This is a genomic window from Paenibacillus sp. sgz302190 (assembly GCF_059820445.1).
Window position 1 is genome coordinate 131,092 of the sequence record NZ_JBZYAO010000002.1, and the last position, 12,967, is coordinate 144,058.

Below are 12,967 nucleotides of genomic sequence, written 5' to 3' on the forward strand. Positions count from 1 at the left end.
GTCCAATCGATTCATAATATTCCCGTTCTACCTGCTCCATTCGCTCCATCACAGCCGCATGTTTATCCTTGGTATAAACTTAAGGAGAACAGCCATTATGGCGTTCTCCTTTGCGGCGTTATGTAGCATATTCTCACTCATTCATTTCCTCCCTCGCTCCCATCAGCGTGTTGAAAAAGCACTTATCTCGTGTTTGCTTGAATTCATTCCAGAGGATCAACACCTGAAGGTTAAAGCACATAGAGGACGTGACCAGGGAGTATTACAAGTCCATCGGCTTGGGTGAGGCACAACTGGCTAGTTTATGGTGCATGCTGATGCTTCAATAGCAAAGAAACGTAGAAGTATTCTTTTTCTACAATTAGCTCTGTATGGACCACACCGTAAGTGATTCCTTCCATTGTTATTCCATTTACTAATTTTGTAAGACGAAGAAATTCTCCAATTTCAGAAATGTAGATATCCGTCGTTGAGTCGTCAGGGAATATGCAGAGTACTCTAATGGGACTCATTCCTTTCTTTTTGAAACTATATTTGGGTTGATGGAATGTTTCATAGTACTTTATGTGATTATGAATTTGTCTATCAATACTATTAGTGAAACAAATAGGATCAAACTTCATTTGAAATGCTCAATCTTCATGGGCTATTTACAGAAATTTTGGCTTTTCTAAATCGGCCTGATCTCATGCACCCAGTTCGAAAGGCGAGGATTTGTTAAACGGATATGTATGTGTAGTTCCATATAGCGTCCTTTCTTAGTTCCGGGTTGTCGAAGGTGTTACTGGACATACTACAACTTATTGTAAAGGTGAGGCGTAGTACGTTAGCTTATTGGTCATTTTGGATAAATGAGTCAATCTTATTATAACAAAATAAATCCCTTTGGGGTATATTTTATTGAAATGAGCACTATAGTCTCTTGGAGTAACCGAATAGCTGGTCTATGGTTTGCTTAGGGTGATTTCTGTGAGTGATTTGATGAAAATGGTGGGAGAAGGCATTCGGCACTTTCGAAAATTACGTGGACTAAGCCAAGAGGAACTTGCAAATAAGGCTGAGGTACACGAAACTTACATTGGCAAGCTGGAGCGTGCCGAAAAAGTATGTTCCGTCGAGGTGCTGGCTAAAATTACGGATGCGCTTGACCTTTCGATGGTTGAGTTCTTTAGTTATGTCCAGCCAGTGAGTGGAGAAGAAAGGGAGTCTACGCTCTCAGAAATTGTGAATAGGCTCCGAAGCAGAAGTTTAAGCGAGCAAAAGAGGATATTGAAAGTCATCGATGCAATACTGGATGATCAGTTGAATTGAGAGTGAAACCTAAGACAGCCGAAACCGGATTATGGCTTTGAGCATGGACTTCTACTCTTGATCAATCGTTACAATCCCCGACTTGTTACATTCAATGGACAAGCATGGAAAGCAAGTTCGCAAGGAATTTTGACTGTAGTAGCTCCATGGCAAGCCTGGCTGTAATGATATGAAACGTTTTAAGCTTGAAGCATTGAAAATATTCTGTATTGAGTATTAATAGAGCTGCCGCGGCAAGCTCATTTCGCATTTTTCGCCGATAGCCCCGTTAAGCTGAGTCGTATCCGTTCACAAGTAACAGCAAATTTCGGGTGATTTCGTCTCGCCCGCACCATACAGTTGTATAACAAAAAGGCCCCGTATTGGCAAGGGGCCTTATTCTTGTCTATACACACAGTACTGATGACAGTCAAACCTGCAAATTTGGCAAGTTGAATGGCAATCGATCTTACTCCTCCAGCTGCACCGATAATAAGTATGCCTTTTGTTTTCATTTGCGTTAGGCTAATTCTTAAACGATCAAATAGGCCCTCCCATACAGTTATTGAAGTGAGCTGTAATGCGGCGGCGAATTCCAAACTTCTTGGCATGTTTGCTACAATTCGTTCATCAAACCAACGTATTGGGCCACACTTACGAAACACAAAGAAAACAGAGGCGGAACGTCCCGCCTCTGTTTACTTACTTATGAATATCTGTGATTTGAAGCGTTCCGTCGTTCATTATATAGATCGCCTTCTTGGAACCGGAGTTCGTAGCGTCACCTGGAATGACTGGAGCTGTGTCAAAGACTCCGTCTGTGGAGTAATTGAACTCATTCGTATCATCGTTATGCCAAAAAGTAATATATGAATTATCGTCTCGCTTGAATGTCATGTGGTGGTCATCGTAATAACCTGAACTGCTGCATTCCGGAATGTCGCATCCTTCGTTGTGCTGTCCGTGCGTAAAATTAACGCTAGGCAGGATAGTTGATCCATAGGCTTGGATTACTTGGGCATCGGCTTCACATTCAGTGTTACTGAAATTGAATCGATACTTGGTCTGGTTGATAACAATAAACAGTTTCATAAATATCCCTCCAATAATTAAATCTTGCAAATATTAACGAAAAATCCAAGAGGTGGATCCTGCTGACTTGCTCTTTATTTTAAAGCAATGTGGAATCGAATTGAACTACCCGCTAGGGTGGATCGAAGCTAAAAATCGGGTAGGTATCCTTTGAGCCGCATGGAGGAAAAATGTCCCAACAAATCGAAATATTAACGAATATAGTATTTGTTTAATTCAGCTTGCGGAGGCCTTGATCATGATTAAAAGTACAAACCTGCTTATTCCCCCTACGCGAAAATCATTGGTGTCCCGACCACGACTGATGCGCAAGCTGGAGGAAGGAATGGAGGCCAAGCTGACTTTGCTATCCGCCCAAGCTGGCTACGGCAAAACGACAGCGTTAAGCGAATGGGCGAGGCAATGCCGCTCTCCGGTTGCCTGGATCTCGCTAGATAAGTACGATAACGATTGGAGCGCGTTCTGGAGCTGTGTTTTGGCATCCATACGAGAAAGGCTGCCGCGGTTCGGGGAAGCGATTGAATTTTTACTCGAGCAAGAGTCGGCGGGTTCCATTGATTCCGCCATTTCGGCGTTCTTGAATGAGCTAAGCTCGATTAGCGGTGATTTCGTTCTTATTCTGGACGACTACCATGTCATTGAGAATGCGCCTGTAAACGAATCGATACGATATATGCTCGATCATCTACCTCCGCATGTCCATCTCTATATAGCAAGTCGTACCGAATTACCCTTTCCTACGGCCAGACTGCTTGCCAAAGGGGAGATCAATGTCATTCGAATCGAAGATATGCGATTCGAACTGGAAGAGGGGTTTGTTTTCTTCCGAGAGACGACAGACTTATCGTTAACGGAGAAGCAAATAGTCGCGTTGTTCGAACAGACGGAAGGCTGGGTGAGCGGACTGCAGCTTGCGGCCATCTCACTGAAACGAAGCGGCAATATTGCCGATACGATTCGCCAGTTCAACGGCCGCCAGCGTCAAATCTCCGATTTTTTGTTGGAAGAGGTTTTTGCGCATTTATCGGACTCCTTGCGGGAATTCCTGCTGGCAACCTCCATTCTGAGCAGCCTGAACGGGGAGCTGTGCGCAGCGGTAACGGGACAAGCCGACAGCCAGGGCCAATTGGAACGGTTGGAGCAGCTGAATTTGTTCATTATTCCGCTGGACGATCAGCGCAATTGGTTCCGGTATCACCATCTGCTGTCCGAGTTCTTGCAGCAACTGAGCGCTAGAGAACATCCGGAGCTGTGGAGACGATCCCATCATCGGGCCGCGGCTTGGCATGAGAATGAGGGGCTCTATGAAGAGGCCGTGGAGCATTATATCAAAGCGCAGCAGGCAGAGGATGCCGTCCGGCTCATCGACCGCATCATGCCGGATCTCATGCAATTGAAGGGCAATGTGCTCTTGAGATGGATTACTTCCCTGCCTGAGAGCAGCTACGAACACAAGCCGACGTTCGAATTGTACTATATCTCCAAATTATTGATGGATGGAGAATGGGATCGAGGGTTGCGCAGGGCCGAGCAAGCGGAGAAGCGATTCGAAGCCATGAGGGCGTTCATCCCTGAGCCTGAATGGAATCAATTAATGGGCAATCTCTATTACTTATGCGGGATCTTCTCCTATTTGCAGCAGAACTTGTCGCTGACTTCGAAATATTTCGAGCTGTTGGATCAATATTTGCCGGAAGGCAGCGGCTTTCAGAAGTCTTCAAGCAGACGGTATCAAGGGCACGAAGGATTTATGAATCTTCTCTCGTTAAACAACAACCTTCATGAGGTGGAACAATTTCTGCTGAAGTGGGTGAAGACGTGGGAGAAGAAAAAAAACTATCCATTCGTCGGATACCTTTATTTGTCTTATTGCTTACTTCTGTATGAGTGGAATCGGTTGGAAGAGGCGGAGTTGTATCTCGGACAAGCGATGAGTCGAGAGGACCTGCGGACCAACGTATGGATTTGGATTCATCTTGGTCTTGCTTCATCCTGGCTGCAAAATGCTCTGGGGAGAGAAAGTCATGCGATCGAATGGCTTAGCCAGCTCGGCTCAAACGTCGATTCGCCCGATCGGCAAGTCGTTCAGAAGAGAGTCAAGGCGGAGCAAGCTCAACTGTTCCTGAGTCAAGAGCAGCGTCAGAAGGCATACGATTGGTTGGAGCAAAGCGGGATGTCACATTTAGGTGAGGTTCCGCCCCGCCATTTCGAAGAGTACCTGGTTCTGGTAAGAGTTCTCGCGGCGAACAGCAGAATTGAGGACGCACTGCAATTGCTCGAGCAGTTGGAACGTTTGGCTGACAAGGAAAATCGTCTGCGAAGCCGGATTAAGCTGAAGATCGTGCAGAGTATGGTGCTTCGGCAATCCGATCATCCCCAAGAGGCATTTGCTCCCTTGAAGAACGCCTTAAGGCTCTCGGAACCGGTGGGCTATATTCGCAGCTTCCTAGATGAAGGTCCGCTGATGGTCGAGATGCTGGCCGAGCTTCTGAACGAACAGCAAGAAGCTGCGATGCCATTGGTGCCCTTGAAATATATCCATCTGCTTCTTGAAGCTGCAGGCAGCGGTCAGTCTAATAAGTCTTTGTCGAATGAGGCTTTGACCGGGAAGGAAGAGAAGGTGCTTGTCTTGCTCGCAGAGGGATTGATTTATAAGGAGATAGCCGCTCAAATGAATGTAACGCTGGACACGGTAAAGTTCCATATGAAGAACGTTTATCGCAAGTTAGGGGTACATAATCGGGCGCAAGCGATTCAACGAGTCAAGCAGCATCGGCATTAGGATTGAGACAGCGGTTCTAAGGTACAACGAAATAAAAGGCCGACCCTTATGAGACAGCCCCTTGCTTCTTGCACAGTTGTAAACTTATGATTCAATCTATGCCTCGTAATGAATCAATCATGATCAGGTGACTTTTTTATAAACCAACCCAGCACCAAAATAAGTATTGCAAAAATAAATTCAATCCAAAAAACCGTTTGTAAACCGGAAACCATGCTCTGTGTCTTCTCATGCATCGCAGTGGGATCGAGCGAATGGTGAAGATAACGATTGGCTCCGGACGACATGATGCCGACGAATAATGCGATGCCAATTCCCCCTGCAACCTTGGAGCGTATTGTATATGGCTGTGCCATGGGGGACCAGGTGACGTGGAAGTTGATTCAATCCTGTCGTCTGAGCCGGCATGACGACGAACGACATGCCTAAGAATAAAAGGACATGATTGAACAGAACGGAGCCTTGTGTCGTATCACTGTCGATGCCGGCAAACAGCCACAATGATATGGCGATCAAGAATAATCCGGGCACAATTACGAATCTCGGCCCGAATTTATCTAATAATTTCCCCGACACCGGCATCATCATCCCGTTCAAAATGCAACCTGGCATCAGAAGTAAACCTGTCGCGAATGCTGTCAACTGCATCACATCCTGCATATAGATCGGTAGCAATATCGTTGTGGCGAATAGGACCATCATCAGGATTGCAACCAATACCGCAACAAGAGAATACGTGGGATGCCGGAATACGGAAAGATCGATCAACGGCTCTTTGATCGTGAGCTGCCGCCATACAAGCAAGATCAAGAAGAGGCTGCCTATGGCAATTGACCCGTAACCCTCAGGCTGGGCCCAGACATTTGTTTGGCTGAAGCCGTAGGTTACGCAGCCGAAACCGATGGTTGACATCACAATGGATAAAAGATCGACCCTTGGTTTGGTCAGTTCAGTCACATTCTTCAAGTATATGAATGCATAAATAATCGAAAACAGTGCGACAGGAATCACCATATAGAACAGCCATCGCCAGTGAAAGGTATCGATAATCAAACCTGACAAAGCCGGCCCGATGACAGGGGCGACCATGATGACCAGTCCCATGAGACCCATGGCGGCACCCCGGCGTTCTGGAGGATAAAGGGCGAGAATCGTATTCATCATCAACGGGATCAATAAACCTGTCCCGCAAGCTTGAACAACCCTGCCCATCAGCAAGATTCCGAATCCCGGGGATACTGCACACAAGCAGGTACCGGTCAAAAATAGCGCCATCGCAGACATAAACATCTGGCGAGTCGTAAACCATTGCTGCAGTAACGCGGTCACCGGTACCAGTACGCCGATCACGAGCATATAACCCGTCGATAACCATTGTATGGTCGAAGCAGCAACGTTAAATTCCCTCATCAATCCAGGAAACGCATTGGTAAGTAAATTTTCGTTAAGAAACGCGACAAATGTACCGATGAGTAGAGCGGTTAACATCGCCCCTGTTTTTATTGCTCTTACCTTTTGAACTCCTTTGTCCATCTGTTACCTCCCGATTGTTCACTAAGCCGAGTTTTCGTAGTGCCTTGATATCGAATTGCCAGCCTGTCGTGCAGATTATCCTACACCATCACTTTCTAACAAGGAATAAAAATGATCGCGGTCTTCGTCATCGAATTTGCCAAGCGTCCGTATCCTGACAAATTCATGTCCGCCATTCATGTCTATTTCCTCACCATACCTATTGTAGAGCGCGATCATATTGCCATCTTGACTCAACTCCATGTACCCGTAACATTGTGCTTCAGGCACTTCGTCGTAAAGGAGCATAAATCTGATTTTGTCCACTCTGTGCATACAGCTTCTCCTTCTGTCTTTAGTAATGACCTTGAATTCATTGCGCTCTGTCCTTTGTGTGCATATCCCTTATCTCCCTTCGGCCTGAGGAAAATTTTACATGAAACCGGATGAATTGGAAAAAGCGATATCGTTCTTCATACTCGGAAATTCATTCCTATTTCGAAAGCATAAGGGGGGATCCCCCGCTATGTCGCTCATTCGCACATTTTCTCTTGACGAGATGGGATTTGGGGATTATGATAACGTGCCGGTCAACTCTACAAGGTAAATCAATCCGAAAAGAAATAATCTAATATAAATAAATTCCGTTAGATGTGTCGAATTGTCTCGCATTCATTCGTTGTTTAAATACGGGTCTGCCAAAGCGGTTTGAATCGAACGAAAAATAGGGCCACTAAAAATTTGGAGGAGATTAAACATGAGGTTTATGATGATCGTGAAAGCGACAACGGATTCGGAAGCGGGCGTAATGCCCAGACAGGAACTGCTTGATGCCATGCTGAGGTATAACGAGGAATTGGCAAAGGCTGGGGTGCTACTTGCCGCAGATGGGCTGCAGCCAAGCTCCAGTGGCATTCGGATAGGGTTTATGGCTCTATGAAAGTGGCTGATTTTAACCAAGGCACCGTTTTTGAAATTGTTCCATAATTCAAGGAGAACTGGCACGAGTTTCAGCGGTGATGGTCAGTAGAACAGGCAAAAAGTTGGCGGTTAAACGCCGCGGCGATTAAGGGCAGGATAATTCAATAACAATATCAAATTGAAGACCTTGTGAAAAGATTGTCGTGCAGGAAGGAGCAATCAAAAATGGTTATTCAGTCTACTATACTGGATCTCCGAAAAACTCGGATATATTATTTTGACAGGCATTTTAGATCCGAATCATGCCCTTTGCATTAAACGCATTACCATTAAGATCAAAGGGCAAGGATACGGAAAAGAAGCAATGAGACTTATCGTAAAATGGGTTTTGAGAACACAGCCGCCGAGTATTTTTACGGCCTACTAGATCGAAATGTCACTTTCTTTAGCGAGTCGTTTTCGAGTGTTCCAATCAAATCGGCGCGCATTACTCCAAAAGTTGTGCTCCCCATTGTAATAACCATTTTTGTCAACTTGTAATTTTTTACGAGCGATCATTTTAACGTAACCGATAACTCGGCTAAAAGTGGCGATATCGTCGCTACAGCACACGGGGCATTCAACGATGTTCTTACCGTCTTCTGCAACAATTTGTTGACCGCAGCTAAGACAACTTGTCAATGTCGGAGTTAAGGTAATGTATTGGATCGGTTTGTCGAATATTTTTTTGATATATGCAGCCAAACGTTTGGGTTCGAGTTTGCTTTCAAGGAAGTGGTGCAAAATACTCCCTGAGGTAGCGTAACTTTGAAATTCAGCGCTATTTTCAACTTGTCGGAGAAAATCATCTTCACTGAAAGGGAGCATGCAACCAGATGTAAGATAGATGTCTTCTCCAACACCTTGTACAAAAATATCACGATGATTTTCTTTAGCCCACTTCATATCTTGTCTGGCAAGATTAATAGCTGCATTTTCCCCCGGAGCATATTCGATTCCGCAGGCGACTCGATCTCTAACGATAAAGCTATTGATTTTATCCGTCATAAATTGCATAATTCGGTGCGCCAGATCTTTTCCACTTTCGTTGTTCATTCCACCGGCATATCCAATGTTAATCAATCCTTCGTGCATGCCTGCAACGCCAAATACGTTAAAGTAATTCGCCAAATCCCTGTTCAGCGCAAAAAAAGTAGGATATAACTCTTTGTTTTGTTCGATCCAACTCCGTTTTGCCATATGGCCTTCTTGCATAATGTTCAAAAGCTCCTCTATGCGGGCAAACATAAGATTTTCATCGTGACCGAATTCCAGCAATACTCGGTTCATGTTCAAATTTAAAACCTGCACGGCACCCGTTGAGCCGGTTGAACTTCCAAAGATACCGCTGCCTACCTTAGATAGAACGGTCAAATCGATTTGCAGCCGGCAACATAAGCTGCGACTAGCCTCCGGATCACGCGGTTTCAGGTAGGGATTAAGCAGACGGTAATGCTTATCCATAAATGGGGTAGTTCGGAAATTCTCGAAATATACGCCGCCCCATTGATACATGCTATCCAGCATCTCAAGAAACAGTGGATTATCGTAATTGAAATAATCGTCAATCGGTACTGTGATCAATGGAAACGTAAAGGGCAGACCGGTTCCGGTTCCTTGTTTCATAACTTCAATAATTGCTCTATTGATTCGGTCAAAATATTCCGACGGAATATCCTGATAACGAATGTCGAATGCTGTGCCGCCGATCACGACGAAATCTTCTTTAATTTCTTCCGACGGCTTTCCAAATTCAAGCGTAATGTTCGTAAAGGCTGATTGGGAACCGCCTCGCAGGGGCATATTCAATTCCCAGATAAGGCTTTGGAACAACTGTTTGAGATCGTCATCTGTGAAGCGCCGCCCATGATACAATTCCTCAACATACAAATAAGACGCAGAAATAGTGGTCATTTGTGACAGCATAACGGCACCGGATACTTGTTGGGACATAAGTACGATGATATTGCTAAAATGGCGAAGCAATGTTTCCAGCTTGCGGGTCGGTTTCGAGGCCATCATATTTTTGGCCAACGTTGGAATTCCATTCAAAGCTATGTCCTTGCAAGATACGCTCAAACAATAGGGACTTAGCTGTTTGTCATGTATGTAAATAACACCTTCTTCATATAATTTGGTTAGCTTGGCCGGCAAAATGCGCTGCAAAAGATATTCTTCTTCTGCAAAGTTAGTCAGATTGTGTCTAAGCAACGGGAGCGAGTAAACAAAATTACTATTTTCTCGTTTTAAATAATCCGATTGCTTAGATTCTGAGTTTGATGTAAACGTATGGATAATGTCTTCTGTGTGACGGAACATGGGAGCGCCTCCATTTAATTTGTTTGTATGGTCTGATAAGGGGAAAGGTATGGATTAAGAAAATAAGGAACGTTACTGTTATATTTCGTTTTCAACAGATCAACATAAATTCGGATTTGATCAAAATACCCTTCACTTAACAAGGGATATTGTACAGTTCTAATCTGGCTTACTTTGCTATTATGACAAATAACGGTTTCTACTGATTCCAACATATTATCGCAAAATTGCTTCGACGGAATGACGCCTAGAATGGCTTTGTAGACCTCGTGATCGACCACTGGATCCATACAATGATAAGGTAGTTTCATGTCGACATGTGCGCCATCGATGAGTTTTCTAGCAAACAATTGTTGTAACTTGTGGGGGTAGGTTCCATTTGTAAATATCACCACCTTTCCATTGAAGTTCGAGCGCGCCCGTTCAAGGAAATTGATTATTTCGTCGAGTTCGTTCATTAAAAACTCGCCCCCGCTAAACAATAATGCATCGAACATTGTATGACTTTTTCGGATCCGGTCAATGACTTGATCACTGCTTAAATGCCCTATCGGTTTCTTTGCAATCAATTCATCAAAATTGTGACACCCATAACAGCGCATGTTGCAACCGTTCCAGGCATGAACCAGTAACGCAAGATGTCCGGGCAAGTCGTCGAAGGTGCGAATGAACTTGGGGTAGAAGACCAGCATAGCTAACTCCTTTCGAAAAATATACAATGAAATACTATATATACTGATATATTTTAATCGTACCACAATATATAGTATTAAAATGTGATGAAGGTCACTTGTAAGAGGGTAAACAAAATTGCTTCAAAGCATCTTCAGAAGGGAGAGAAGTTGTTAAACGAAGTTAGGGCCTGACGGAATTTGTAAGGAATCAGCTGGTGTTTAATGATATACCTTGACACTGCAAAGGCATTACTTTATTATGATAACAGTTCAATAGAACAATTGAATTGTTGAGGTGATTTGATTGTGAACTTAGAACGAAAATGGAAAGATCAACTATATCAGGAATTTGCTCGTATTGGAAAATGCCTATCCAGTCCAAAACGGTTGGAGCTGATTGACTTACTTGCCCAAGGTCCTAAATCTGTGGATCAACTCGCGAAGATTACCGGAATGAGTGTTGCAAATGTATCGCAGCACCTGCAAACGCTGCATGAATCAAGGTTGGTTCGGTTCAACAAAAAAGGCAATTTTGTAATTTATGAAATCGCGGGGCTGTCTGTCGCTGACTTCATGGTGTCTTTGCACCGGCTTAGCGAAAAGCAATTAATAGAAATACAACGGCTAAAAACTGAAATTTTGCAACATCATGCAAGCATGGAACCAATTGTTCTGGAAGAGCTTATGGAACGGATGGAAAAAGGGGAAGTTTTGTTATTAGATGTGCGGCCAGAGGATGAATATGCTATGGGCCATATTCCAGGTGCTATATCTATGCCTATCGATGAACTAGAGAACCATCTGGCGTCTTTACCGATCGATAAAGAAATTGTAGCGTATTGCCGTGGCCCTTATTGTCTAATGTCTTTACAAGCAGTTGAAATTTTGAAAAGCAAAGGCATACAAGCCTCCCATTTAGAAGAAGGGGTGCACGAATGGAAGCGTTATGTAGAGAGAAAGGTGGTTCTAGGCGATGAAGCATGGACCCCATAATATTCGAGATTACGTCGATTCTCCAGATATGCAGCAACAATTATTTAAGCGCTCCTTACTGATAGTAGTCATATCGCAAATATTTGGCGGCGCAGGCCTTGCTGCCGGGGTAACCGTAGGCGCGCTTCTTGCCCAGGACATGTTGGGAACGGAAAGTTTAACAGGTGTACCTGCCGCCTTGTTCACTCTTGGCTCGGCTCTGGCAGCCTTTCTTGTGGGCCGTTTTTCACAACTTCACGGGCGCCGGTGGGGGCTTGCCGCCGGATTTTTGGCAGGTGGTATTGGGGCAATAGGGGTAATCTTTGCCGCAGTAAATAACAGTGTTATTCTTTTGTTCGCTTCTCTATTTATATACGGTGCAGGGACTGCAACAAACTTGCAGGCACGATATGCCGGTACAGACTTGGCTAAGCCTAACCAACGAGCAAAAGCAATTAGCACAGCAATGGTTTCGACTACGTTTGGTGCGGTTGCAGGCCCAAACATGGTTGATGTAACGGGCCATTTTGCAACGTCAATCGGTGTCCCGGCCCTTGCAGGTCCATTTATTTTAGCTGCTGGAGCATACATTCTAGCCGGAGCAGTATTTATTATTTTCCTCCGTCCGGACCCCTTCGTTGTAGCACAGGCAATATTTAGAGCACAATCGGAATTGAGTCAGTCAACAGCAGCACAAACGAATACACATAAAAAAAACAACAGAAGCTTAATTGTCGGGGCAACAGTAATGATCTTAACTCAAATCGTTATGATCGCAATTATGACAATGACGCCTATACACATGAAGCACCACGGACATAGTTTAGGGGATGTAGGATTAGTAATAGGCATCCATATTGGCGCAATGTATTTCCCTTCCCTCATTACAGGCATTCTTGTCGATAAGATCGGTCGCGCAGCGATGTCAATAGCATCGGGTGGGGTTCTGCTAGCTGCCGGCATTGTTGCGGCTCTAGCGCCTGTTGATTCTATGTTGGTCCTTATTATTGCTCTTGGTTTGTTGGGGCTCGGCTGGAACTTGGGCTTGATCAGTGGAACCGCACTTATAGTAGATGCAACTGATCCGGCAACTCGTGCAAAAACTCAAGGAACAATTGATGTGTTAATAGCGCTGGCAGGGGCTTTGGGGGGAGCATTATCCGGTATGGTTGCAGCACATTCCAGTTTCGCAACGCTTTCGCTTTCCGGTGGTGGACTCGCACTTTTACTAATTCCAGTAGTGATATGGTCCCGAAAAAAACAAAAATTAGCTGCGTCAGACAGAATCTCGATGAATTAACGGAGAAAGTTACTAAACTTAACGTATACGAGAGTTTAACGAAATAAGGAGCAGTTTGCCGCGGCA

8 protein-coding genes and 3 pseudogenes are annotated in these 12,967 nt (G+C 44.6%); 5 read left to right on the plus strand and 6 right to left on the minus strand.

Going from position 1 to position 12,967, the window contains the following annotated elements:
* The first annotated feature begins 969 nt into the window (after positions 1 to 969).
* Positions 970 to 1,311 (plus strand): helix-turn-helix domain-containing protein, encoded by a 342-nt coding sequence (locus tag AC6RNO_RS04125; RefSeq protein WP_497104713.1) that lies wholly within the window; start codon positions 970 to 972, stop codon positions 1,309 to 1,311.
* A 395-nt stretch (positions 1,312 to 1,706) separates the two neighbouring features.
* Here AC6RNO_RS04125 and AC6RNO_RS04130 read toward each other — a convergent pair.
* Together AC6RNO_RS04130 and AC6RNO_RS04135 are read right to left on the minus strand one after the other, a co-directional pair.
* Positions 1,707 to 1,922, minus strand: a pseudogene (locus tag AC6RNO_RS04130) (zinc-binding alcohol dehydrogenase family protein); the annotation flags it as partial.
* 70 nt (positions 1,923 to 1,992) lie between these two features.
* Positions 1,993 to 2,382 carry a hypothetical protein gene (locus AC6RNO_RS04135; RefSeq protein WP_474682390.1) on the minus strand — a complete coding sequence of 130 codons (390 nt, stop codon included), beginning with the start codon at positions 2,380 to 2,382 and terminating at the stop codon, positions 1,993 to 1,995.
* A 238-nt stretch (positions 2,383 to 2,620) separates the two neighbouring features.
* On the opposite strand from AC6RNO_RS04135, the gene AC6RNO_RS04140 reads away from it, so the two are divergent.
* On the plus strand, positions 2,621 to 5,164 hold the full coding sequence (locus AC6RNO_RS04140; protein ID WP_497104714.1) for a winged helix-turn-helix domain-containing protein: 2,544 nt from the start codon (positions 2,621 to 2,623) through the stop codon (positions 5,162 to 5,164).
* Positions 5,165 to 5,277: 113 nt separating this feature from the next.
* On the opposite strand, the pseudogene AC6RNO_RS04145 reads toward AC6RNO_RS04140, so the two are convergent.
* Both AC6RNO_RS04145 and AC6RNO_RS04150 read right to left on the minus strand, forming a co-directional pair.
* Positions 5,278 to 6,697: pseudogene (locus tag AC6RNO_RS04145) on the minus strand (MDR family MFS transporter).
* Between the two features lie 75 nt (positions 6,698 to 6,772).
* Positions 6,773 to 7,012: a hypothetical protein gene (locus AC6RNO_RS04150; protein ID WP_474682393.1), complete on the minus strand. Its 240-nt coding sequence runs from the start codon at positions 7,010 to 7,012 to the stop codon at positions 6,773 to 6,775.
* 421 nt (positions 7,013 to 7,433) lie between these two features.
* Between AC6RNO_RS04150 and AC6RNO_RS04155 the strand changes: the two are divergent.
* A pseudogene (locus tag AC6RNO_RS04155) lies at positions 7,434 to 7,604 on the plus strand (YciI family protein); the annotation flags it as partial.
* A gap of 416 nt (positions 7,605 to 8,020) precedes the next feature.
* Here AC6RNO_RS04155 and nrdD read toward each other — a convergent pair.
* Positions 8,021 to 9,955, minus strand: coding sequence for an anaerobic ribonucleoside-triphosphate reductase (gene nrdD, locus AC6RNO_RS04160; RefSeq protein ID WP_497104715.1), 1,935 nt, complete (start codon positions 9,953 to 9,955; stop codon positions 8,021 to 8,023).
* A 14-nt stretch (positions 9,956 to 9,969) separates the two neighbouring features.
* Complete coding sequence (locus AC6RNO_RS04165) at positions 9,970 to 10,647, minus strand: 4Fe-4S cluster-binding domain-containing protein (protein WP_497104716.1); 678 nt, start codon at positions 10,645 to 10,647, stop codon at positions 9,970 to 9,972.
* Between the two features lie 288 nt (positions 10,648 to 10,935).
* On the opposite strand from AC6RNO_RS04165, the gene AC6RNO_RS04170 reads away from it, so the two are divergent.
* A complete protein-coding gene (locus AC6RNO_RS04170; protein WP_474682396.1) occupies positions 10,936 to 11,622 on the plus strand; it encodes an ArsR/SmtB family transcription factor in 687 nt (228 codons plus the stop codon).
* Positions 11,603 to 12,901, plus strand: a complete 1,299-nt coding sequence (locus tag AC6RNO_RS04175) for an MFS transporter (RefSeq protein ID WP_497104717.1) — start codon at positions 11,603 to 11,605, stop codon at positions 12,899 to 12,901. The genes AC6RNO_RS04170 and AC6RNO_RS04175 overlap by 20 nt, the downstream gene beginning before the upstream one ends.
* The last annotated feature ends 66 nt before the right edge of the window (positions 12,902 to 12,967 follow it).